Here is a 24,509-nt window from a genome sequence, read left to right as displayed (position 1 = left end):
CTGCTATTTTCTTAATTCTGCACCAAAAGTTTGTTCAAGCGCAGAGACCACTTTGTCATGCACTTCCACAACCTCTTCGTCAGTCAGCGTATGCTCGGTGTGGCGGTACAAGAGCGACAGGGCAACGCTCTTCTTACCCGCCTCCATCTTGCCTCCTGTGTAGATATCAAATACCTGCACATTTTGCAGCAGAGTACCCCCGTGCTCACGGATCGCCGCGATCAGGTCGCCTGCCGGAACCGCGTCATCCACTACCACCGCAATGTCCCGTTCCATGCCCGGGAAGCGGTGAAGCTCGCTATACTGCAATTGGGCACGCGCCGCATCATAGAGCGGCTGGAGCAGGACTTCGGATACGTAGGTATCCTCCAGATCCATCCGGCGCTGCAGCTCGGGATGAAGCTGCCCCATCGAACCAATCTTCACACGGCCCTCTGCCTGAAGCAGATAGATGGAAGCAGAGCGTCCCGGATGATAGCCTTCAGGCGCGTCCCCTTCATAGACTACGCGATCCGTAAGGCCCAGATGCGCAAATACAGTCTCCAGCGCCCCCTTGAGGTCGAAGAAATCCACCGGCTCAGCAGCCACGTTCCACTGCTTGGCTGCACGCGTACCACTCAGCAGCAGCCCCAGCACCGGCAGCTCGCTCGGCTGGCGGGTAAGGACTTCTTCTTCCGTGAAGAACACATTTCCGATTTCGAACAACGCCAGATCGCCTTGGCGGCGGTTCGTGTTGTAGAGGGCAATGTCCAGCAGCTGCGGCAGCAGGCTGGTACGCAGCACGCTGCGCTCCTCGCTCATCGGCATCGCCAGCTTCACTGACTGCTTGCCTTCCGCCAGCATAGGGAAGAGCTTGCTCTGCTCCGGCTGGATGAAGGAATAGCCCATAACCTCCTGATATCCGCCCAGTGAGAGCAGGCGGCGCAGCTCGCGGCGCAGGGACTGCTGTCTGGTAAGCGCACCAGGTGTTGTTGTGCCTTCGATCAGCGTGGTCGGAATGTTGTCATAGCCGTATAAGCGGGCGATCTCTTCAATCAGATCCACATCCTGCGTAATGTCTCCGCGCCGTGTCGGCACCTCGACCTCGACGATTCCCTGAGCCGCATCACCGCACTTGAAATGCAGACGTCCGAACAGGGTTTTCACTTCCAGCAATGACAGATCTGTCCCGAGATAGCGGTTCAGCTTCTCCAGCGATAATTGCAGCACTTTCTCCTGACCAGCGATACTTCCGGCCTGGACGATCCCTTCATGCACCGTTCCTCCGGCATACCGGGCAATCAGTGCAGCCGCGCGGTTAAGCGCAGGGATGACCGCATTCGGGTCGACTTCCTTCTCGAACCGTTGGGACGCTTCTGAGCGCAGACCGAGCTGACGCGAGGTCTTGCGTACCGTTCCGCCATCGAATTTGGCTGATTCCAGTACGATATTAACGGTGTCTGCGGTAACCTCTGTTGACAGTCCGCCCATCACTCCTGCCAGGCCAATTGCGCCTGAACCGTCGGCAATGACCAGCATCTGCGGCTCAAGCTTGCGCTCTTGGCCGTCAAGGGTTACCAGTCGTTCCCCTTCACGGGCAAACCGTACACCGATGGTTCCGCCCTGGACCTGCCCGCCGTCAAATGCATGCAGCGGCTGTCCGTATTCCAGCATCACATAGTTGGTAATATCCACGATATTGTTAATCGGACGCACCCCGGCCGCCATCAGGCGGTTCTGAATCCACAGCGGGGACGGCGCGGTCTTCACTCCGGCAATATAACGCACGGCATAATGGCTGCAGAATGCCTCGTCCTCAATCGTAACCGTAATGGAGTCCGCAGCCTTGCCGCCCGTTTCTACGAGCTCTGCCGCCGGATCAGCCAGCTTCAGCTCACGGCCCAGCACCGCGCTTACCTCATAAGCGGCACCGATCATGCTCAGACAGTCGGAACGGTTCGGTGTCAGATCGAAATCAAGGATTTCGTCATTCAGTCCGAGCACCTTGAGAATATCCTGGCCCACCTCGGTCTGCTCCGGCAGCACCAGAATGCCCTCCTGCAGCTCTTTAGGCAGCAGCTTGTCGTTCAGGCCCAGCTCTTTGGCCGAGCAGATCATCCCCTGCGACAGCACGCCGCGCAGCTTGGCTTTTTTGATTTCCAGGCCCGGCAGCTTGGCGCCCACCAGCGCGACCGGTACCTTCTGGCCCGCTGCGACATTCTTCGCTCCGCAGACGATCTGCAGATCCTCGCCCTGCCCGGCATCGACGATGCAGATATTCAGCTTATCGGCGTCGGGGTGCTTTTCTTTGGATTTCACGTAGCCGGTCACAATCCCGGAAATCCCTTTGTTGCGGCGTTCTACTCCGTCAATCTCGATGCCGGCGGTGGTGATTTTGTCCGCCAAGCTATCTGCGGTAACCCCTTCCAGCGATATATAATCGGCCAGCCAGGCGGTTGATACTTTCATAATCGCACACTTCCTTTTTGTTTCAGATGTATTGATCTCCATGGCGGCCTGCGCTTCGCGCACGGAAGCGGATATACAACAAGCCATAGTGCCAACTTCGTCCTAACCCAAATTCCTGTATTCCAGTGTACCTCCAGAGAAGTTTTGGACTTCCGGCCGCTGTTGTCTGCAGATTTCTTGATTTATCCCGTTTTTAACGGTTGAAATCCGCAGACAAAGGCGGTCGCTACTGCTCCTCCAGTTCCAAAATTCCCCTCCGCCACTTTTCCTTCAACTTGAATTTTTTAGTTCAATCTATATAGCAGTAAAAATTCAAACACAAAGGCGGTCGCTATCGCTCCTCCAGTTCCAAAATTCCCCTCCGGCTTATCAGTATCCGGCCCGCGCCCCATACACACCCGCCAAATCCCTAAATCCCCTTGAACTGCTTCACAAAGCCCATATCATTCGTGTAGAAGTAACGGATGTCATCGATGCCGTACTTCAGCATCGCGATCCGCTCAGCGCCCATGCCAAACGCGAAGCCGCTGTAGACCTCAGGGTCGTAGCCGCCCATCCGCAGCACATTCGGGTGCACCATACCGGCGCCGAGAATCTCAAGCCAGCCGCTCTGCTTGCAGAGCCGGCAGCCTTCGCCGCCGCATTTGAAGCAGCTTACATCCACCTCAACGCTAGGCTCGGTGAACGGGAAGAAGCTTGGGCGCAGGCGGATGCCCGCGCTAGGACCGAACATCTCCTTCATGAACTGCTGCAGGGTCCCCTTCAGGTCGCTCATACGGATATTGCGTCCGATCACCAGACCTTCAATCTGATGGAACTGGAAGGAGTGGGTCGCATCGTCGTCGTCACGGCGGAACACCTTGCCCGGACAGATGACCTTGACTGGAGTCTCCCCGTTCATCGCCTGCATGGTGCGGATCTGAACCGGCGAGGTCTGTGTGCGCATCAGAATATCTTCCGTAATATAGAAGGAATCCTGCATATCGCGGGCCGGATGGTTCTTCGGAAGGTTAAGCGCCTCGAAGTTGTAATAATCTGTCTCCACTTCCGGTCCTTCCGCCACCTTGTAGCCCATACCGATGAAAATATCCTCGATCTCCTGAATCACCCGGCTGAGCGGATGAATGCCGCCCTGCGGCATGCCGCGGCCCGGCAGGGTTACATCGACCTTCTCCGCATTCAGGCGGTTCTCCGTCTCCTGCTGCTGGAACAGCTCCTGCTTGGCGCCGATCACCTCTTCAATGGCGCTGCGCACCAGATTGGCCACCTGGCCGATCACCGGACGCTCCTCCGCGCTTAGTCCGCCCATACCGCGCAGAACCTCTGTCAGCTCGCCTTTTTTGCCAAGGTATTTGACGCGCAGATCATTCAGAATCTGCGGATCGGACACCGCCTGCAGCTTCGTCAGTGCCTCGGCCTTCAGTGCTTCCAATTTGTCTTTCATGGCTTGTACTGCCCCCTCAAATCTCATATTGTTCAACAAAAAAAGGCCTTTCCTCCCGGTAAAGGGACGAAAAGACCGTGGTACCACCCTTGTTAGACGGCCGTACGCTTCCCTTAAGAGCAATATTCCCTCTTTCGGTACGGCAAAGACCTGTCTCACTTTATACAGAAATAACGGTCTGCGGCCGGTCCCCCCTACTAGCACTCTTCAAGGAAGCCTTGATGTACATTCAGGGAACTGCTCCGGAGTGAACTTCGGCAGCTCTGCTCTCTTAGAAACGCTCTCAATCTGCGGCGCTTCCTCCCTGTAAGCCAGGCACTGCGTACTCTTCTCCATCATTGCATGTATGCGGATTATATCCTCTGCACTTCGATCCTCCGCTTGGGAAGATATGCCCATCTATTATATGCAAAAACAGCCCGTTTGACAAGCTGCGCTAATTCCGCTTATTTTTTATCTTCTTTTAAGCTTCCTTTAAGCTTCAGCGCGGTTTGAAGGCTTTTTTTCAGCGGGCATTCAGTCAATGCTGATATTTTGCCTTATGAGATCATTCAAGGAGGAAATTACATGCCTACACGAAAAAAAGCATTTGTTCTGCTGCTGCTCAGCACATTTGCCGCAATTCAAACCGCAGGAAGCCCGGGAACCACGGCCTATGCTGCTTCATCCGGTTCTACGGCTGCCACAGCAGCAAGCCCGGTCACGGAAGTCTCCACTCTTAACAGTCTAAGTGCGCTCAAGCTCGCTACCACGCTTCAGGTGAAGCTGAGCCATGTAGGGATTCAGAGCCAAACCGGCGGTAATATTCTCACCTACACGCTTACCTACACCAATACTGCCGGCAGCAGCGTCAATCTGGCGGACTATTTCTCCAAAATAGTAACGGCGGGCGGCAGCGTCATCAAGGGAATACCGGTCAGCGCAGACAGTACAGTCAAGAAAATCCCCGCAAAGCAAAGCACCAGCCTTACATACTATGCGAATATTGGAACTGCCGCCTCCGTCAAAGGACTTAAAATCAACATCTACGGCTGGAATTTCAGCGCCGCTAATTATGAACAGCGTATAGGCACGTTCACGGTCCCAGCCAATTATTCTCTGTCCTCGCTTACAGGAGAGACCCGGAAGGTTGAACTCGGCGGCCTTACAGCCGGCACCAAAGCCGAATCCGTGCAAATCTACAAATATAACGGCAAAGTCTATGCTAAGGTCGGGCTTAGCTTAACCAATCTGGGTACCAAAGTGCTTACAGATCCGGGCTATAGCTTGTACCTGAAATCCTCGGGCGGCTCTGTCTTCACACTTACACTGGATGACAGCAGCTCCGAATTCAAGCTTCAGCCTCAGGAGAAGAAGACGCTCTATTATATGACCGAGATCCCCTCCTACATGAATCTCAGCAAGCTAACGCTACAGATCGCTAAGCTGGATGAAGGACTCAAGCTGTACCTGCCTGTCTCTTCCTACGCGCTTCCGGCTGCGGTAACCGCCGATTTCACTGTAGCGGCGGGCTATACCAAAAAGGTCTCCATCGGCAGCAATATCGTGGACATGCAGCTGCTGAAGGCAACTGTGCATGCGGATAACGGGAACGGTGTCTGGAGCTATCAGCTCCGGGTGAAGAATACCGGCAGCACAGCGGTTACTTTGCCTGCTTATGAGCTTAACGTCAATTCGGCGGAAGGCTATAGCTTCCCGGTGACGTCCACAACCTTGAGCAGCCTGACCCTGAAGCCGCTGGAAGACAAGCTGATTGAGCTGAGCGCCAGTGTTCCGCTGGAGCTGGCTCAGAATTCGCTGGAGCTGCGCATGATTGCTCCTGCAGCCAGCGCGGATAAAGTAACGCTGCCTGTGGCCTATTTCCGCATCCCTTATAAGCCGGAGAGCCAGATTCATCTCGCCGCCGAGACCAGCGTAACCAATACCTACGGCACGTTCGCTGTCTCTCTGGACTCCCTGCTGCGTCTGCCTTGGGGCAGCGAGGATCTGGTGCAGGCTGTACTAACGATACGCAATGCAACGTCCAAGACCATTACTTTGCCTGCTTTTACCGGAATACTCCTGGTGGATCAGAAGGATCTCACTTCCTCTTCACAGACTTATACGGGCAACAGCTCTTCAGTCCTTGCCCCTGGTGCCAGCACACAGATATCGGTTCAAGCCCATATTCCATATACCCTGGATTTCAGACAAGTCAAGCTCATCCTCCAGGAGACCAAGGGTACAGAAGTGTCGCAGTTCCTCTCTCTCAGCACAAGCGACAGTGCCGTTAAAAGTGTTGCACCGCTGGCTCCAGGGGAAGCCTTCAAGATCACGGCCACCGGCAAAAAAGCCACCGTCAAGGAACGTTCCACCCTCCTGTATACAGGAACCGGCTCGAATCTTGTGTACAGCGAAGTGGAAATGAACAGCGACGAAGTCCGGCAGGCAGATCTGGCCCGTCTGTACGCACAGTTCAGGACTGCTGACGGGCAATATTTTGAAGCAACCGTAAGCCAGTCTGAGCTGCCAACCAGCCCTGAGGGCACAACACTGGTTACCTTCTGGGCAAAAGTTCCGGCTGCTCTGGACACGGCAGGTCTTCAGCTGTATATCAGCCAGTCGATTGCGGATGGCAAGCTGACTGCCGCAGGAACGGCTGCGACGGGATATGTGAATACTGCAGCGCTGACACTGGCTCCGGCAGAGGTTACGCCTTTGACCAATCTGGCTTCCGTTCCGCTTTTCCCTTATACACTGGCAGTTACCAGCTCTACAGGGGAACTCACCAAGGGCGAAAGCAGCATTGCTGTGACGTTCAATTACAATCTCAATCAGGATAATGCCTACCAGACAGGCGCTTACCAGCATAAGCTCATCCTTCAGGTTATAGATCCTTATGGACAGTCTCACGAGAAAACACTGACGCTTGGCACCGACTTGACTCTGGGAACAAACAACTCTTATTCTACGACCCTTACCAGCGTCCTGTTCAAAAATCTGAGCTCCGGCACCTACGCCCTTAAATTCTACGATGAATTCCAGGGAATGCGGACGGAGCTCGCCAGCCAGGCCTATTCCCTTGAGGTTACCGCCAAAGCAGCCACGTCTTCCACTGAAGGAGCCGCAAAATGAAGAAGAAAAAGATCATTATTATCGCTTCAGCCATACTCCTCGTTGCTATTGCAGGGATTGCGGGCTATAGACTCTGGCCGGATCAGAACCGGCAGATCAACGCCGCCCCGCTGAATACGGCAGTTGCCAGTAAGGGGGATATTCTGGTGAGTGTCTCGGGTTCAGGTGCAGTATCGGCAATCAACAGCGAGAGCATCCGTACCAAAGAAGCCGGGAAGGTCGATACGGTCATGGTTAAGAAAGGCGATGTCGTTAAAAAAGGCGCGGTGCTGATCACATTTGTCGCGGGCGATCTGGATGATAAGCTGAAGGAAGCCACAAAGTCGCTGGAGAATCTCAAGACAGAGCTGGAAAACAAACAGGAGAGCTACAAGACGCTGGCTATGAATAACGCGGCAGAGGAAGAGCTGGAGTCGGCAAAAAAAGCCATTGATAAGGCCAATAGCGATATCTTAGACCAGCAGGAATCCATCGCTGCCATCCATGAAGATATGGCTCCGCCTGATCCGCTGACCGCTCCGATCGATGGTACGATCACTGCCGTGAATATTACGGCCGGTGAACAGGCCCAGAATGGTACAGAGCTGTTCACCATGACTGATTACGTGAATCTAAGCGTAACCGTTCAGGTAGACGAGCTGGATATCCCCAAAATCAAGCTCAATCAAGTCTCCACCATTACACTGGATGCCCTTGAGGATAAGTCTTTTACCGGTAAAGTTATAGATATAGCCAAAGAAGGAACCTCCTCCAATGGTGTCTCCCTGTTCAACGTCACTGTAGGATTAAATAACTCGGAGGGTGTGCTTATCGGCATGTCTGCGGAGGTGGCGGTTACCATCGAAGAGAAGAAGGATATTCTGACCGTTCCTATCGAAGCTGTAACAAAGATAAACGGGAAATCCTTCGTCAATGTGCCGGTGACCGGCGGAAATGAATCAGGCACCAAAACTTCTGGTAACGGAGCGGCTGGCTCCAAGTCTGCTGAGAGTGGCACGGCTGACGGACAGGCTCCCGGCGGCCAAGGCGAAATCCGGCCGGAAGGAGCAGAAGGCCAGACCGGCGGCAGGGCTGCACGCGGAAGCGGTCAAGGCGGCGGATACCCTCAGGGCGGCGGAGAAGCCCGGGGCGGAGCGTTTTCCGGCGGTGAATTTCCGGCCGGCGCCGGGTTCTCCGGCAGGGCAGCAGGAAGCCGGAGTGCTTCGGGCAATGCCGCCGGCACGCAGCGTGTGGCTGTGGAGACCGGTATCCACAATGAGAGCAGCATCGAAATCGTCAGCGGCTTAAGTGAAGGGGATGAAGTGATCCTCCCAACCGTGATTTCCTCAGGCAATACCACCTCTCCGCAGCAAGGCGGCATGGGTGGTGGCATGGGCGGCTTTGGCAGCGGAGGAATGACCGGCGGGAGCGGAGGCTTTCCCGGCGGGAGCGGGGGCGGCTTCACCGGCGGGGGCAGCGGGGGCAGCAGGGGCGGTTTCTCCGGGGGCGGTGGCGGACGATGACCTCACCAGAACCGCTGATCCGGGTTGAGAATATGCAGCACAGCTTCACGATGGCCGGAGAATCAATGACGGTTCTGAGGAGCCTGAGCTTCACCATTGATCACGGTGAATTCGTTGCGATCATCGGCCCGTCAGGGTCAGGCAAGTCCACCCTGATGAACATGCTGGGCTGCCTCGATGTGGCGAATGAAGGCGATTATTTCCTGGACGGCCAGGAGATCCGCAGGCTGTCTGACAACAAGCTGGCTCAGATCCGCAACGAGAAGATCGGCTTTATATTTCAGAACTTCAATCTGCTGCCGAAATTATCAGCGGTAGAGAATGTAGAGCTGCCCCTGATCTACCGTGGAATGTCCCACAGGGAGCGTAGAGAAATTGCCCGCAGCGCCCTGGTCCGGGTAGGCCTGGAGAGCCGAATGAATCACCGTCCCTCCGAGCTGTCTGGAGGCCAACAGCAGCGTGTGGCTATTGCCCGCGCTCTTGCCGGAACCCCGCCTATTCTTCTTGCCGATGAGCCCACCGGAGCGCTGGACTCCAAGACAGGCAAGGAGGTTCTGCAGATGATTAAGGAGCTTAACGAACAAGGGCATACCATTATTCTGATCACGCATGACCTGGAGATTGCCGAGCAGGCCAAACGGGTGATCCGGATTCAAGACGGGGATCTTGTAGAGGATCGGAAGGTGGTGCACTCATGATGCTGTACCAGAGTATGAAAATGGCCTTCAAAAGTATTCTGAGCAGCAAAATAAGAGCCTTTCTTACCATGCTGGGCATTATTATCGGGGTCTCCTCCGTCATTGCACTTGTCGCTGTGGGCCAGGGCACCACCTCGCAGATTACAGAGTCCCTAAGCTCCCTGGGAACTAACCAGCTGACCGTCAACATTACGGGCCGCGGAGCCACCACTTCGCTAACCTACGAGGAGGCCCTGGCCCTTGGTGAGATTGAAGGGGTGGATAATGTATCCCCGATAATCTCCGGGAACGTAACCGCCAAGCACGGTACCGAGAACGTTTCCGTATCCGTAGAAGGCATTACACCTGCCTACGAAGAGGTCCAGGATTTCCATGTGCAATCCGGAAGATTCCTGCTTGAGATGGATACAGAATACCGGCAGAAGGTTGCGTTAATCGGATCAGATACAGCGGAGGATCTATTCGGTACAGATAATCCTGTAGGCCAAAAGGTACAGATCAACGGAAGCAGCTTCAAGATCGTCGGGTTGCTGGAGAGTAAAGGCTCCACCAGCGTCGGTTCAAGCGACGAGAAGCTGCTGATCCCCATCTCTACAGCCGAACGGTTCCTGCAGAGCAAGGGCGTCCGCTCCATTACGCTCACCACCACTTCCAATGACAATGTGGATGAGGTCAAAACCAAGCTGGAGGCCAGCCTTACAGCCAAATTCAGTGCAGCGGAGAATGCCTACTCTGTCTTTGATTCACGGGAGATGCTGGAAACGGTGAATGAGACCAGCTCCACTCTGTCCATGGCCCTTGGCGGTATCGCAGGTATTTCGTTATTTGTAGGCGGGATAGGGATTATGAACATTATGATTGTCTCAGTCAATGAGCGAACCAGAGAGATCGGCATCCGCAAGGCCATCGGGGCCAAAAAAAAGAACATTATGATGCAGTTCATGATCGAGTCCGTAGTCTTAAGCGGAACCGGGGGTCTGATCGGAGTCGCATTGGGACTTGGCGCCAGCTGGGCTGTCGGTCATTATACCGCCTTGAATGTGGCGCCCTCCTGGAATATGGTGCTGATCTCCTTTTCTTTCTCCTTGATGATCGGTGTCCTCTTCGGAATGATTCCTGCAAGCAAGGCTGCAAGAATGCGCCCTATCTATGCATTGCGCAACGAGTAGCATCCTCCTATACCCAGCAGTTTATAATCTGCTGTTCCATCCGCTGGTCTCAGATTCCTGGGCTGGCGGATTTTTCTGTTATATTTTTAATGCACAATTGATACCACAGGGGTATCGTTTGCAGTAAAAGTGGGTAATAGGACTCAAAGGTCACAATATCTCTACATAGTAGTTAAGTATACATACTAGTTCTTGGTATCGGCTGTAACGGATATGTCTCCACTGTTTCCACTCCGGCTCCAGGGTCTGCTTCTCGGCCTGTGCATCCGCAGCGGAAGCTGACGGGGCTTATTATTTTTTCAGCAATTGCTCTGCTTAAGGGATGTCCTATATACTGGTGAAAAGAAACCGCGATCTAACCGGAAGCTATTCTGTCTATTGCCTCTTTCTTCCCCTGCTCTCTAGGACTCGCTAACGTATACTCTCTTACATGCCTGCATGAAGCCATATTCCGCATAAGGATAAGTTTCGCATGCACCAAAGCTACACCCATGAGATTTGCAAAAGTTCTGTGCGGGGAGAGGATGACAGTGGCCGTTTTTTCGGAAAACACAAGTACACGCAGACTGATTATATTATTCACGTCCATCACCGTTCTTCTGGTTGGGATCAGTGTGGCCTCCCTGCTGATTCTGAATCATACGATGAACAAATTATCCGATTCCTTATACAGTGATGTCTACCAGAATTCCGAGCTCATTCTGAATGCCGACCGCGATCTGTATCAGGCAGCCCTAGCGCTTCAGACCACAGTCGGCGGGACGCTGACCAGCGCGCAGCGCAGTACACTGTCACAGGAATTCGAAGACAATAATGCTCAGGCGCTGCAGCGCGTCAATACCGCCCGCTACAATCTGAATGCGGTGAAGAGCCCGTTCAATGGAATGAAGCAGAGCGAGCTGCTGCTGGACGAGCTGAGGAATGAGCTGGATCACTTCGGAACCACGCTTACCGCATGGAGGGATAACGGCCGGGAGCTGATCTCGCAGCGGGTTCAGAAGAGCTGGAACCCTGCCTCCTATTCTGCCCTCACCATACATACGGAGCTGAATGAAGTACGGGAAAGCCTGAATCAGGCAGAGGACAAGATTGATACCTATGCAAGCCAGGTAATGACAGAGTTCAATAATCTCAAAAGCTCCCTGTTCGCCGTCTACTCTGTATTCCTGTTCCTGCTTGTTCTGGTTATCATCTATCTCAGCCGCAGGCTGATCTCCCTGCAGAACGAAATGCAGGACGAGCAATCGCTCTACCAGCTGATCGGTGAGACGATGTCCGACTTCATTGTGCTGACAGATCCGGACGGTCTGATCCTGTATGCCTCTCCTTCCCATGCAACTGCACTGGGCTATGTGCCAAGCAAAGGGGCGCCGCTCTCCAACTATATCCGTGAAGCCGAGATCTCCTGGGCCAAGCTCAAGAGCGTGGTGCAGTCTTCCCCGAGAATATCCGAGCTGCGCATGCGCTCGGCCGAAGGGCATTGGGTATGGCTGGAGACCAAGGTTACCCCGATTGCAGGCAGCCGTAATTTCCCGGCACAGTTCATGCTGGTCTCGCGTGAGATTACCCAGCGCAAGCAATATGAGGAGCGGCTGCACAAGCTGGCCTTCTATGATCATCTGACGGCGATTCCCAACCGTGCCCATTTCAAAATGTACATGGAGAACCTGATCAACCAGCCCGAGGACCGCCGGCAGGAGATCGCCGTTGCGCTGCTGGACTGCGACCGGTTCAAGCAGCTGAATGATACGCTCGGCCATCTGGCCGGAGATGAATTCCTGCAGCTGCTCTCCCGGGAGCTGCAGCAGACCGTGAAGGGCTCCGGCCAGGCCTTCCGGATCGGCGGGGATGAATTCGCCGTGGTGCTGCACCGTTTCACCAGCCCGCAAATGCTGGACGAGCTGCTGAACCGTCTGCTCCAGCTGTTCAACAAATCCTGGTCCGTCAACCAGGGCTCCAGCTTCCACACCTCTGCCAGCATCGGCGTGGCTCTGTACCCGCAGCACGGCAGCAGCATCAACGAGCTGCTCCGTGCCGCCGATCTTGCGATGTACCGCTCCAAGAACCATGGCGGCAATGAGGCTAACCTGTACAGTGAGCATGTGGATAAGAAGTACAGTGATCAGCGGAACTAGCACTGTCAGAAGTTGACTCCCTATCTATAACTCCTAGCCAAAAAGAGCTGATTAGCTCCCCTCCCACAGGAGATGGAACTAATCAGCTCTTCTTATGTTCTAGCTGGTCTGCTGCAAAGGATCAGCCAGCTCTGTCCTATGCTCTGGACTTCGCTCCCGAACGGTCACCTTGATAACCTGCTCCCCGCTGCCTGAGCAGTCGATGAAGCGGTCAGCGGTGCCGTCCTTCTCCTCCCAGTCGTTCAGCCGGAGGACGTAGCCTATCGTGGAGGTCCCCGGCAGCACTTCAATCCGTGCTACGGCATGACCCTCCTCCATGTGCTGGAAGTCCCGTTGCCCATCCTGAATGCCTGTACCCCACACCCAGAGATTCCAGCCCCGGTAATCGCCGTCCGGGCGGTCATAATGAACTTCTACAATCTTCGATCTTGGCTCGGGCTCCCCGTATTTATCATAGAGTACCATCATCGACAGTCCTGCGACCTCTACACTGCCGTTGTCCGTCTGCCGGAAGGCCTCCGGTCCGGCATGGGTATGATCAACTACGATGTTCCAGCAGCCGGAGGTCTCCGGGAGGCACTGGGTGACCGGCTCCATATTGGCATTATAGATCACCACGATATTATTCCATGTATCTCCGCCAGCATGGTCCTTCAGTCTGTAGGCAACGACTCCGCTGTCACAGCGCAGGAACTCCAGACTGCGTTCAATCTCCTGACGCCCGTGCAGGCGGAAGGCTGGATGTGTCCGGCGCAGCTCAATCAGACCTTTGTAATATTGAAATACTGCAATGAATTTGCTTTTGTTCTCCCAGCGGATCGCATTGATGCAGTCCGGGCTGCGATAGCTGTTATGATCTCCGTATTTGCTGCGCAGCAGCTCATCCCCGGCATGGAGGAACGGAATTCCCTGCGAGGTCAGAATGATTCCGTTAGCCAGCAACGAACGGCGTACCGTCTCATGTTCCAGCACATTCTCGGGATCTACTCCCACATACGGATTCGCCTGCTCTACTGCGGCCTTGAGATCCCCGCCGCCCCGCAGCTTGCCGCCCTCAAGCTCCGGCAGTCCGGCTTCCCCGCGAAGTCCCCGGGTAGCCAGAATTTTGTCCCACAGGTTGAGATTATCATGTGCAGTTACATAGTTCACAGTCTCTGTAGGCGCATCGGTGAATTCATGAATCGCCCCGCTCACCCCGGACGCGATCGCACCTTCTTTGCCGTATTCCCCGGTCACGAAGCCTTTGCCCCAGCCGTCACTGTCTCCCTTGATGGCCGCGCGGAAGTTGTCGTTGAAGACGGCGTAGCCTTTGCCGCGCTGCACGCCCTTCAGCGTCTTGGCGGCAAGCGGCGAGTCGCCGCCTGTCCACGGCTCACCATAGATCAGCAGCCCCGGATTAATCTCCAGCCGCAGTTCCTCGGTAATCTCGCGCATGGTCACGCTGTCCATCAGCCCCATCAGATCGAAGCGGAACCCGTCAATATGGTACTCCTTAGCCCAGTAGGACAGGGAATCCTTGATATACTTGCGGACCATCGGCCGTTCTGTAGCCAGCTCATTGCCCACGCCCGAGCCGTTAGAGAGCCGGCCGCTCTGATCATGGCGGTAGTAATAGTCCGGCACCAGCGGCTGGAAGGGTCCCTTCTGGAACCCATAGGTATGATTGTAGACGACGTCCATAATCACCGAGATGCCGCGGCTGTGCAGCGCCTGAACCATCTCCTTGAATTCCCGGATACGGCTAAGCGGGTTAGCCGGGTCTGTGCTGTAGGAGCCTTCCGGCACATTATAGTGCTGGGGGTCGTAGCCCCAGTTATAGTCTGTGAAGATGGAGGACGCCGGTTCTTCTCCTGGCTTGCCCAGCTCATCCACCGTCTGATAATCGAACACCGGCAGCAGATGAACATGCGTGATGCCCAGCTCAGCCAGATGATCAATGCCCAGCGGATGACCCGCTTCATCCCGCAGGCCGGTCTCGGTGAAGGCCTTGAATTTCCCCTTATACGTCAGACCGGAGCCAGGGTCTGACGAGAAATCGCGGACATGCAGCTCATAGATTACAGCATCTGCCGGATGCGGCAGCCCAGGAGAAGCATCGCTCTCCCAGCCGTCCGGGTTAGTCTCGGACAAATCCACGATAGCCGTCCGCGTTCCATTGGCCGATACAGCTACTGCATAAGGATCGGCCGCTTCATTAATCGACCCGTCGGCAAATACGGCGCGGTACATATAATATTTTCCCTTGAGGTTACCGGGCACCTGGATCGTCCATACTCCGCCTTCAGCACGCTCCATACTAAGAATTTTGCCGCTGTCCTTGTAATCTGCGGTCTGCGGAGTCAGTCCGTTTCCGCCTGTAGCATATAATACGAGCGACACTGTAAAGGCTGTCGGCGCCCAGATCTTAAATACACAGTATTCCGCTGTGTAGGTTAAGCCGAGGTCTTTGCCTTGATAGGTATCGATTTCTTGTTCTGCTTGTATATAATTGCTGCTCATTGCTATTCACCATCCCTACGCTCATCCGTAATACTCCCGGAGAACTATCATTCTATTACTATCAAGCTATGTCCACATTCTCCTTAACTAATACTTTGTACTTGCACAGCTCTGCAAGCGGATGACGCCGGAATTGCTACATAGGGTTCTTTATATAATATGTAACAGTATGTTCACAGGTCTGGGTTAAGGGTGAATTGTGTCACCGGATATATCCTTATATCGGCATGGATAGCCGGGGATTTAAGCTATTTAAATTATAGGTGCTAGTTAACCGAAAGTATACTTGTCCAGCGGCTCCTTGACAATTGTAAAATAATCCAAAACATCAGGACCGCTTCCGCAGCACCCTGCCGTATAACACAATGACAGGTACCAGCAGGAAGCCCGCCGACAGCAGCGAAGCTCTGATAGAGATCCGGCTGCCTATATAACCTACAACCGGACCGCCTGCGCTCTGGCCCAGGGCATCGGACTGGCTGATCATCGACAAGAGTGTAGCCCGGTTCCGGGAGGGCAGCTTCGTGTTCAGCCAGGTGGTATAGATCGGGTCGCTGACCGAACCGACCACCCCCAGGAGCAGTACCGCCCCGATCGCCCAGTAGAAATTAGGCGCAAGTGCCACCATGATAATGCAGCAGGCACGGACGGATGTCAGGAGGAACAAAGCGGCCGCTACTTGGCGTTCCTTTTGCAAATCAATGATTCTCCCGGCCATATAGACAGCCAGCACACCCAGCATAGTAGTCGCCGCACTGATCAGCCCGAAGCCAGCCGCCATCGAGACACCAATCTCCGGGAACCCGACCTCATTCATAAGAAAGACTGGCCACAGACGGTCATATCCTTCAGACGCAGCACCGCTGAATAAAGTTACAACCGTCAGCAGCAGGAGCAGCGGATGATGCCTCAGGATGGAGGCGCCGCTGGCCCAGGTCTTACCCAGCTCACGGATAGCGGAGGATTGCGGCTCACGCTTCCGGCGTACGAACCCGGTCTCCTTCATGTACCGGATCAATATGAATCCCAGGACGAAATAGATAACTCCCCCCGCCAGAAAAGGAAGATTGGACGCAACATGGGATAATCCTACGCTGACCGCAATGCCCAGCAGGGAAGCGCTTAAGCCGAATATTTTGGAGCGCATGAAGAGTCTTCCCGTCTGCTCTTCTCCAAGCTCGTCCACGATCCATGCCGTATCCGCCCCGCTCAGGAAGGTCCAGCCAATCCCGTACAGCATCTGGGAGATCAGCAGCCAGCCGAAGGCAGGCAACAGGGAAGCCGGGTGCATGATCCAGACAATGCTCCCTTCAAGGATAAAAGCACTCCCCACAACGAACACGGCAATGATCACGGACAGCTTGCGGCTATAGGTATCAGCGACCACTCCGGTAATCCCCTCGAACACAAGCACCGTTAACTCCAGCACCGTTCCAATCAGCACCAGCTGAAGCGGATTCAGCTTAAGGTCAACTACATAATAAATACTGTAGGTTGTAAATATCGTACTGGCCGCAAGCGACAACATGAACACATGGAGCAAATAAATCTGTGAAGCACTGAATCTCTGCAAAATGGTTCCACCCTCCGAAAGTAATGGACCCATTATATAAAATAACGCCCGGACGGGCGGTTCCAAATTTGCTGAAATTCAACTCACTTCACGAAAAAAAAGCCCCCTGTAAAGGAGGCTGTAAAGTAGTTGGAGTTATAACCAATGCTCCCCTTACGGGGAGCAGCTAACTGCGGAATGCAGTCAACCAGAGTAGAACGAATTAGTTCACGCGGGATTGCACCAGTGCGGCTACTTCCTCGGCTGTGCCGAGCTGCAGGGCCTGGGCAGCCATTTCCTTCATGTCGGCCGCAGACAGCTTCGAGATCTGGCTGCGTGCTGGCAGAATGGAGGTGGCGCTCATGCTGAATTCATCGAGGCCAAGACCGAGCAGCAGAGGAATAGCCGTGGCATCCCCCGCCATTTCTCCGCACATACCGGTCCATTTGCCTTCGGCGTGTGCAGCATCGATGACGATTTTGACCAGCCGCAGAATTGCCGGGTTGTATGGCTGATACAGGTACGATACCTGTTCATTCATACGGTCCGCAGCCATTGTATATTGGATAAGGTCGTTGGTTCCGATACTGAAGAAATCCACTTCCTTGGCGAACTGATCCGCCAGTACAGCCGTAGAAGGAATCTCTACCATGATCCCCAACTGGATGCTGTCGGATACTTCTTTGCCTTCTTCACGCAGCTTGGCCTTCTCTTCCAGCAGCAGATCACGGGCTGCACGGAATTCACCAAGGGTAGCGATCATCGGGAACATAATGCGCAGGTCGCCGTGGGCACTTGCTCTGAGCAAGGCACGCAGCTGGGTGCGGAAGATATCCTGACGGTCCAGACAGAGTCGGATCGCACGGTAGCCGAGGAACGGGTTCATTTCCTTCGGCAGCTCCAGATAAGGCAGCTCCTTATCTCCGCCGATATCCAGCGTACGTACTACTACCGGCTTGCCTTGCATATTCTCAAGCACGGTCTTGTAGGCGTTATACTGGATCTCTTCGGAAGGCAGCTTATCGCGGCCCATATAGAGGAACTCGGTGCGGTACAGACCTACACCTTCGCCGCCGTTCTCAATAACGCCAGTCACATCATTCGGAGTCCCGATGTTGGCTGCCAGCTCTACATGCTTGCCGTCGGCTGATACCGTCGGCTCGTCGCGGAGCTTTTTCCATTCAGCAATCTGAAGATCGTAAGCTTCCTGCTTCGCTCTATACTCGGCAACCTCAGCTTCTGAAGGGTTGATCAGCACATCTCCGCTCAGACCATCCACGATGACCAGATCGCCTGCTTTGACCAGCGACATCACGTTCTTCGTGCCCACAACCGCCGGAATCTCCAGGGAACGGGCCATAATGGCCGAATGGGAAGTCCGTCCGCCAATATTGGTGGTGAAGCCTTTGACGAAGTTGCGGTTAAGCTGCGCTGTATCCGATGGGGTCAGATCCAGGGCAATAACGATAACCTCTTCACTGATCTCAGCCGGGCTCACATAGTGAATGCCAAGCAGGTGGTTCAGCACACGTTTGGTTACGTCACGCATATCGGCTGCACGTTCCTGCAGGTATGCGCTCTTCATGTTCTGGAACATTTCCACGAATTGAGTAGCTACTTCATTCAGTGCGAAGTCCGCATTTACCGATTCCTCACGGATTTTGTCCATTACAGGGGTAAGGAGCTCAGGGTCATCAAGGATCAGCAGATGTGATTCGAAAATCTCCGCCTTCTTCTCGCCAAGCTCAGCCAAGGTACGCTCTTTGATGGTCTGAAGTTCGCCTCTGGATTTGTCCAGGGCATCCTGCAGCTTCGCAAGCTCAGCGTCCACATCCGTGACCGCTGTTTTGGTAATGGTATAGTCCGGGTGTTCCAGGATAAAGGCACGGGCTACTGCAATACCTGCGGAAGCCGCGATTCCTGAAATTTTATTCATGAACTTCTCCCAGCCCTTCTTTAACCATAACCTCCTGCAGCGCGTTCAGTGCTTCTGCTTCTTCACTGCCTTCAGTAATAAGAGTCAGGGTATCTCCTGCTTCAAGGCCCAGGGACAGAACGCCCAGGATGGATTTAAGGGTAACTTTTTTACCTTTAGCTTCTGCAAAAGCTTCAGTGCCTTTGAATTTTGTAGCTGTATTTACCAGCGCTGTTGCCGGGCGTGCGTGAATTCCGTCTTCGTCAATAATTCTGAAAGTTGTTTGCATAATATAATCCAACTCGCTTTCTGTTAATTTGGGATGGTGAATTATAGTGAAGGCTTGCGCTCCCCTTCATTATAATGGAAGCGTTTCGCCATTGCACATTTTACTGAATGGTGATGATATCCTTGTCGCCGATGCTGACTCTGCCCGGCTTCTTCAAGGTCACGGAGGAGCCTTCCGGCAGGTTGGAGAAGATGACCGGTGAGATGACAGAAGGTGCATTCGCCTTCACATACTCCAGATCCACTTCCATAATCGGCTGTCCGGCAGCTACCAGATCGCCTTCCTCCACCAGAACCGTGAAGCCATGGCCCTTAAGCTTAACAGTGTTGACCCCGATATGCACAAGGACTTCCTTGCCGCCGTCTGACATGATGCCAATGGCGTGCTTACTTGGGAACACGTTGAATACCTTGCCGTATACCGGCGAAGCAATCTTGCCGTCGTAGGGCAGGAAGGCGAAGCCGTCACCGGTCATTTTCTGGGAGAAGACCGCATCGGGAACCTCTGTAATATCCATCAGCTCGCCGTTTACCGGAGATACGATATCCTCAGGTATGATAGCATCACCCTGCTCGCCTGCCTGTTGTTCAAGCTCCGGCTTCGGAGCCGCAGGGGCTGCAGCCGGTGTTCTGCCGTTCATGACATCCTGAATCTGTGACTTGATCGTGTCCGAACGTGTGCCGAAGATCGCTTGTACGTTGTTACCCACTTCAAGAACACCAGAAGCACCAAGCTTCTTCAGACGGTTCTTGTCTACGCCCGCTTTGTCCTTCACTTCAACCCGCAGACGCGTAATGCAGGCATCCAGATGGGTGATATTCTCTTTGCCGCCCAGGGCGGACAGAATGTTGCGCGGCAGATCGTCGCCTGTCTTGGACACACTCTCCAAGCTAACCTCATCCTCATCCTCGGAGGCATCCTCACGGCCAGGCGTCTTCAGGTTGAACTTACGGATAACGAAGCGGAATCCGAAGTAATAAATCACGGCCAATACCAGACCTACCGGGATAACCAGCCACCAGGCGGTACGGTTCGGAATGACGCCGAACAGCACATAGTCGATGAACCCGCCGGAGAAGGTCATGCCGATTTTGACATTCAAGAGGTGCATGGTCATGAAGGAGAGTCCTGCGAATACAGCATGGACTGCGAACAGCAGCGGAGCCACGAACAGGAAGGAGAATTCCAGCGGCTCGGTGATCCCCGTCAGGAACGAGGTCAGCGCTGCGGAAACCATCAAGCTTCCGACAACCCGTCTGTTCTCAGGCTTCGACTCATGGTAGATCGCAAGAGCCGCTGCCGGAAGACCGAACATCATGAACGGATATTTACCGGTAGTAAATGTACCCGCTGTGAACTCCACACCGTCACGAAGCTGCTGCATGAAGATGCGCTGGTCACCGCGGACCAGATCGCCCGCCTTGTCAATATAGCTTCCGAATTCATACCAGAACGGTGAATAGAAGATATGGTGCAGGCCGAACGGAATCAGAGAACGCTCGATGACCCCGAAGATAAAGGCCGACAGCGTCAGGTTGGTATTAATCATACTCTGTGACACATAGTTCAGACCGTGCTGGATCGGCGGCCACACAATCGTGAGTGCAAGACCGAGCATCAGCGAGGTCACCGCCGTCATTATCGGTACGAACCGTTTACCCGCGAAGAAGCCTAAGTACGACGGCAATTCTATACGGAAGAACCTTTTGTACATAGACGCAGCCAGTATCCCGACCAGGATACCACCGAACACCCCAGTCTGCAAGGTTGGTATCCCCAGCACGCTGGAATACGAGAAATCCTTCCAGGTTAGCACGTAAGCATTGACGCCCACTACCGTACCCATGGTTACGTTCATTACCAGGAAGCCGATAATCGCTGCAAGCCCCGCTACGCCTTCTCCTCCGGCCAGCCCGATGGCTACGCCGACTGCAAAGAGCAGGGAGAGGTTATCAAATACGATTTGCCCGGAGTTCATAAGTACTGTGGCTATCGCCTGAACAATATGATTCTCCAGTGCAGGCACATATTGCAGGAAGTCCGGGTTAACCAGCATATTCCCGATTCCAAGCAGCAGGCCCGCCGCAGGCAGAATGGCAACGGGCAACATAAGCGCCTTACCGACTCTCTGCAGAACGCCAAATAATTTTTTAAACATTCGGGTCACTTCCTAATCCTTAATTTCTGTCAACAGAAGCCAAAAAAGGCATGAGCAATACAGTACGCAGATTGCCCGGCTAACGCTAACGTTAGAGTACCCCGAGATGGGGCTGGACAACCATAATACTGTAAATCACTCATGCCTGATCGTATCAGTTACACGTTGGTATTCTGTTGTGATTCATAACAGGGATCATTGTAGCACCATTGATTTGAAGTTGCAACCCCTAAAATCGCTAGAGGATCTCCGGCGGCTCCAGCTCCGGCTCATCTTCCTTCTTCTGGGCAATACGCTGCAGATGAATCGTCAGATAGCTGACCTCGGCCGGATATACCGGAATGCGCACCCGCTGCTCTATGACCTTCGTCAGCTTCCAGGCAAGCATGTACATCTCGGGATACTCCCGCTTCATTAGTCCATCCAGGGACGAGGTCTCGCGTACAGTCTCTCCCCGGCGCAGACGTTCCAGAACGAACCGCAAATGGGTCACCAGTCTTGAATAATCCAGTGAATCCCGCGGAATACGGTATTCCAGGTTATCCTCCACCAGCCCCACCATATCCCCGATCAGCTGGGAATGCTGTTTCACCTCGGAAATATGGCGGTTGCTGAGCGCACTGACAATATGCAGAGCCACGAAGCCGATCTCATCCGGCGGCAGCGTCACCTTCATGGCCTCATTAATCCGCTCCACCGCATATTCCGCCAGACTGTATTCCTCCGGATAAATCTCCCGGGTCTCGTACAGAAACGGATTATGAATAGCCATATGCTGCTCGCTTCTGCGGATCGCGAAGGCAATATGGTCGGTAAGGGCAATATGGATATGCTCATTCAGCGTTTGGCGGCTGCTCTGCATAATATGCAGTACAATCTCCTGAACCACCTCAATCAGCTTCTCGTCCACCTGCGGCACCAGCTGCTTATATTGCTCCTGCTCCTCCTGGCTGCGCAGGATGAACATCTTCTCTACGGAGGACAGATTGATCCGGTCCCGCGTTTTACGGTTGAAGCCGATCCCCTTGCCGATCACCACAACCTCGGCATACTGGGGATGCTCGGCAATGATCACGTTATTATTAAGCACCTTGCCCACGGTAATGCTGCTCACTTGCGACACCTCTTTTACTTGCGAATCCTAATCTATTCCAGCAGCACGATACATGGTTCAACGTGTGATTTGTTACTTAAGCTCTTATCATAACATCAAGAATCTCAAATTAGAAGTGTGTAGCAACTACCCGCAGGCTCCCTTCATTTCACCCGAAACGTCCGGCCTGAGAACCTGTATACCATGAGCAGGGCAGCCAGCATATATACCACAGCAGAGAGCACTACGATCATGGCAAACATTCCAAGCTCACTCTTGAACTGCATCGCGACGAATCCGACCCCCAGTACCACACTGTTCACAATCGTGAAGAACGGATTCTTCACATTGAGCTCTGTGCTATAGGGCTGAAAGATATAGTACATGAACAAATGATGCACCGAGAAGAACAAGGACAGCGCCATAATCGTCACGCAAAAGAGTACAGCATCCCCCGCGCCCCAGCTCTCTGCTGACAGCAGCAGCAGCAGGTTCACCGCCAGGCAGATCGCGGCAGCCGGGATCAGATTAAGCATACTGATACGCAGCAGCCGGATGCGGAAGTTGCTTAGAATCGCCGATTGTTCACGGTAGAATCCGTAGCGCAGCAGGCTGAGATCACAGTTATAGAACATCGCCTTGCAGAGGCGTTCGCCAATGGACGTATAGTTCATAATGATCAGGAAGGTCGGCAGCGCGGTAATCAGATAATGAGTCAGTTTGGTAAAAGCGGTCTGGGACAACAGCATCGTCAGCAAAGCTGCTACAAAGAGCGAGCCAATGATCACCAGCCTGCGCACAATCGGACTGGTGATCAGCCGCCGGTGGCGTGAGAAAAAGATTGCATTCAGGTAGGCGTACCCGCTTTTCCCCTCGAACTTACCTTGATTCAGTTGTTCCGCCGAGTAGTGCTGATCCCGGGTAGCAACATCCTTAACCCTTGCTTCTTTCATCATCCGGCCCATGTCGAGCAGCGGATCATCGATTTTGGTGACGGCATCGACGGCATTCGTATAGTCCTTATAACGGGCGATATAGACCGCGCTTAAGGCTCCCAGCACCAATACGCTTATAAACACAGGCAGATTGAACAGCATTCCGCTTTCTACTACCGCAAATCCGGGGAGCAGCGGAAGATAGGCCAGCAGATAGCCAGCGCCGATGGCGGTCCAGATCCAGCTTGTTTTTTTGACAATAACAAAGCCGTAGCGGTCAAACACCCACAGATGCAGCGCCTCGCAAGCCGTACGCCAGAACGTCAGCAGCAGCCCAAGAACCGCCCCATGCCACAGCGGAGCACCGAGAAGACTCCCGAAGACCAGCATCGCCGGAATAAAAGTCACCAGAAAGCTGATCCCGCGTAAGGTCAGTGTGGTCCGCATATACCGCTCAGCCGGCAGCCTCATCAGCTTCACGAATATGTATTTATCCCGCTTCGGCTCCAGAATAACCGCGCTGGAAACCCCGGAAGTGAGGAAACTTATACACAACAGCATCTGCAAATAGAGCTGGTATTGCACTGGCAGAGTTAAGGATATATCTTGTCCTATCAGCTTCACCGGAAGAAAGATCATAATGCCCAGATAAGCGAACTTCGTCACAAAGGCCATAAGAACCTTCAAGATATGCACGATAACAGATAAGGTCCGCTTCAGCGTGGTTTCCGAGTAGACCGAGGCCGGGATCAGCTTGCCCAGCACCGGGAGCTTACGGAGATAGAACATCAGCCGGTTGGCGCCGGACATCCCCCGTACCTCCAGAATCGCCTTCAGCGTGTTAATCATGATCCTCATCCTTCAGCAGGGCAATAATCTGCTCTTCAAATTCCGGACTGTGCAGGGTCTCCGCCGGAATCTCGCGCAGCGTGCCGTTATTCAGAATCACCAGCTCATCGCAGAGATCGGCCGCCAGCTGCAGAATATGAGTGGAGAAAATAATGATATGATCCCGCTTCATCTCGCGCAGCAGCTTCTTAATCTCCAGCGCCACTACCACATCGAACGAGGTTAACGGCTCATCGAGCAGGATCAGCGGCGGGCGGGAAATGATAAAGCACAGCATCTGAATTTTGTTCTTCATTCCGTGGGAATAGCCCTTGATCAGACGGTGCCTGTCCGCCTCCTCGAAACGGATGATATCGAAATATTCCTCGATGGTCCGGTCCGCTTGTATCTTGCCCTTATTGATGTCCAAGTAGAACTTCACAAACTCATAACCGGTCAGGAAGTCAGGAAGAATCGGCAAGGAGAATACGTAGCCGATCTCCTCCTCAAGCAGCGGAAGACTCACCTCATTTCTCCGCAGAAAAGCACCGCCGCTATCCATTTGGATTTCCCCGCTCAGGCAGTTGAACAACGAGGTCTTCCCCGCGCCGTTGCGGCCGAGCAAGCCGTATATCTTGCCTCGCTCAAAGGTAAAGTCAATCCCTTTCAACACCTCCCTGCCGTCAAAGCTCTTACGTATATTATCCAGTATAAGCTCCATGCCCTGCCT

15 protein-coding genes and 1 other annotated feature are annotated in these 24,509 nt (G+C 53.8%); of the genes, 5 read left to right on the top strand and 10 right to left on the bottom strand.

Annotated elements, in window-relative coordinates; genetic code table 11:
- Positions 1–3 precede the first annotated feature (3 nt).
- Positions 4–2,448: a phenylalanine--tRNA ligase subunit beta gene (gene pheT / locus NSS83_RS28620; RefSeq protein ID WP_341187740.1), complete on the bottom strand. Its 2,445-nt coding sequence runs from the start codon at positions 2,446–2,448 to the stop codon at positions 4–6.
- Positions 2,449–2,857: 409 nt separating this feature from the next.
- Positions 2,858–3,892, bottom strand: a complete 1,035-nt coding sequence (gene pheS / locus NSS83_RS28615; RefSeq protein ID WP_341187739.1) for a phenylalanine--tRNA ligase subunit alpha — start codon at positions 3,890–3,892, stop codon at positions 2,858–2,860.
- A 59-nt stretch (positions 3,893–3,951) separates the two neighbouring features.
- Positions 3,952–4,240: a binding site (T-box leader), on the bottom strand.
- 219 nt (positions 4,241–4,459) lie between these two features.
- On the opposite strand from pheS, the gene NSS83_RS28610 reads away from it, so the two are divergent.
- From NSS83_RS28610 to NSS83_RS28590, 5 genes are all read left to right on the top strand, one after another.
- The gene (locus NSS83_RS28610; RefSeq protein ID WP_341187738.1) at positions 4,460–7,006 is read left to right on the top strand and encodes a hypothetical protein; all 2,547 of its coding nucleotides are present in this window, start codon (positions 4,460–4,462) and stop codon (positions 7,004–7,006) included.
- On the top strand, positions 7,003–8,508 hold the full coding sequence (locus NSS83_RS28605) for an efflux RND transporter periplasmic adaptor subunit (RefSeq protein ID WP_341346972.1): 1,506 nt from the start codon (positions 7,003–7,005) through the stop codon (positions 8,506–8,508). The genes NSS83_RS28610 and NSS83_RS28605 overlap by 4 nt, the downstream gene beginning before the upstream one ends.
- Positions 8,505–9,206, top strand: coding sequence for an ABC transporter ATP-binding protein (locus NSS83_RS28600; RefSeq protein ID WP_341187736.1), 702 nt, complete (start codon positions 8,505–8,507; stop codon positions 9,204–9,206). The genes NSS83_RS28605 and NSS83_RS28600 overlap by 4 nt, the downstream gene beginning before the upstream one ends.
- A complete protein-coding gene (locus tag NSS83_RS28595; RefSeq protein ID WP_341187735.1) occupies positions 9,203–10,375 on the top strand; it encodes an ABC transporter permease in 1,173 nt (390 codons plus the stop codon). The genes NSS83_RS28600 and NSS83_RS28595 overlap by 4 nt, the downstream gene beginning before the upstream one ends.
- Before the next feature lie 530 nt (positions 10,376–10,905).
- The gene (locus tag NSS83_RS28590; RefSeq protein ID WP_341187734.1) at positions 10,906–12,510 is read left to right on the top strand and encodes a sensor domain-containing diguanylate cyclase; all 1,605 of its coding nucleotides are present in this window, start codon (positions 10,906–10,908) and stop codon (positions 12,508–12,510) included.
- Between the two features lie 99 nt (positions 12,511–12,609).
- Here NSS83_RS28590 and pulA read toward each other — a convergent pair whose 3' ends face one another.
- The 8 genes from pulA to NSS83_RS28550 form a co-directional block, all read right to left on the bottom strand.
- Complete coding sequence (gene pulA / locus NSS83_RS28585) at positions 12,610–15,009, bottom strand: type I pullulanase (RefSeq protein ID WP_341187733.1); 2,400 nt, start codon at positions 15,007–15,009, stop codon at positions 12,610–12,612.
- 328 nt (positions 15,010–15,337) lie between these two features.
- Positions 15,338–16,582, bottom strand: a complete 1,245-nt coding sequence (locus tag NSS83_RS28580; protein WP_341187732.1) for an MFS transporter — start codon at positions 16,580–16,582, stop codon at positions 15,338–15,340.
- A gap of 202 nt (positions 16,583–16,784) precedes the next feature.
- The gene (gene ptsP, locus NSS83_RS28575) at positions 16,785–18,497 is read right to left on the bottom strand and encodes a phosphoenolpyruvate--protein phosphotransferase (protein WP_341187731.1); all 1,713 of its coding nucleotides are present in this window, start codon (positions 18,495–18,497) and stop codon (positions 16,785–16,787) included.
- A complete protein-coding gene (locus tag NSS83_RS28570; protein ID WP_036696683.1) occupies positions 18,490–18,765 on the bottom strand; it encodes an HPr family phosphocarrier protein in 276 nt (91 codons plus the stop codon). The genes ptsP and NSS83_RS28570 overlap by 8 nt, the downstream gene beginning before the upstream one ends.
- 100 nt (positions 18,766–18,865) lie before the next feature.
- On the bottom strand, positions 18,866–20,923 hold the full coding sequence (gene ptsG, locus NSS83_RS28565; RefSeq protein WP_341346971.1) for a glucose-specific PTS transporter subunit IIBC: 2,058 nt from the start codon (positions 20,921–20,923) through the stop codon (positions 18,866–18,868).
- A gap of 238 nt (positions 20,924–21,161) precedes the next feature.
- The gene (locus NSS83_RS28560) at positions 21,162–22,037 is read right to left on the bottom strand and encodes a PRD domain-containing protein (RefSeq protein WP_341187729.1); all 876 of its coding nucleotides are present in this window, start codon (positions 22,035–22,037) and stop codon (positions 21,162–21,164) included.
- A gap of 143 nt (positions 22,038–22,180) precedes the next feature.
- Entirely contained in the window at positions 22,181–23,800 is a 1,620-nt protein-coding gene (locus tag NSS83_RS28555; RefSeq protein WP_341187728.1) for a hypothetical protein, read from the bottom strand.
- The gene (locus NSS83_RS28550; RefSeq protein ID WP_341187727.1) at positions 23,793–24,500 is read right to left on the bottom strand and encodes an ABC transporter ATP-binding protein; all 708 of its coding nucleotides are present in this window, start codon (positions 24,498–24,500) and stop codon (positions 23,793–23,795) included. Before NSS83_RS28550 ends, NSS83_RS28555 begins: the two co-directional genes overlap by 8 nt.
- Positions 24,501–24,509 lie beyond the last annotated feature (9 nt).

The sequence above is a fragment of the Paenibacillus sp. FSL H3-0469 genome, from assembly GCF_038051945.1.
GTDB lineage: Bacteria > Bacillota > Bacilli > Paenibacillales > Paenibacillaceae > Paenibacillus_AQ.
This window is presented reverse-complemented; position numbering and strand designations above follow the sequence as displayed.

Coding starts and splice junctions, on each gene's coding strand:
- ptsP (WP_341187731.1), bottom strand. CDS start 18,497: ATGAATAAAATTTCAGGAATCGCGGCTTCCGCAGGTATTGCAGTAGCC.
- NSS83_RS28595 (WP_341187735.1), top strand. CDS start 9,203: ATGATGCTGTACCAGAGTATGAAAATGGCCTTCAAAAGTATTCTGAGC.
- NSS83_RS28610 (WP_341187738.1), top strand. CDS start 4,460: ATGCCTACACGAAAAAAAGCATTTGTTCTGCTGCTGCTCAGCACATTT.
- ptsG (WP_341346971.1), bottom strand. CDS start 20,923: ATGTTTAAAAAATTATTTGGCGTTCTGCAGAGAGTCGGTAAGGCGCTT.
- NSS83_RS28550 (WP_341187727.1), bottom strand. CDS start 24,500: ATGGAGCTTATACTGGATAATATACGTAAGAGCTTTGACGGCAGGGAG.
- pheT (WP_341187740.1), bottom strand. CDS start 2,448: ATGAAAGTATCAACCGCCTGGCTGGCCGATTATATATCGCTGGAAGGG.
- NSS83_RS28605 (WP_341346972.1), top strand. CDS start 7,003: ATGAAGAAGAAAAAGATCATTATTATCGCTTCAGCCATACTCCTCGTT.
- NSS83_RS28555 (WP_341187728.1), bottom strand. CDS start 23,800: ATGATTAACACGCTGAAGGCGATTCTGGAGGTACGGGGGATGTCCGGC.
- NSS83_RS28600 (WP_341187736.1), top strand. CDS start 8,505: ATGACCTCACCAGAACCGCTGATCCGGGTTGAGAATATGCAGCACAGC.
- pulA (WP_341187733.1), bottom strand. CDS start 15,009: ATGAGCAGCAATTATATACAAGCAGAACAAGAAATCGATACCTATCAA.
- NSS83_RS28570 (WP_036696683.1), bottom strand. CDS start 18,765: ATGCAAACAACTTTCAGAATTATTGACGAAGACGGAATTCACGCACGC.
- pheS (WP_341187739.1), bottom strand. CDS start 3,892: ATGAAAGACAAATTGGAAGCACTGAAGGCCGAGGCACTGACGAAGCTG.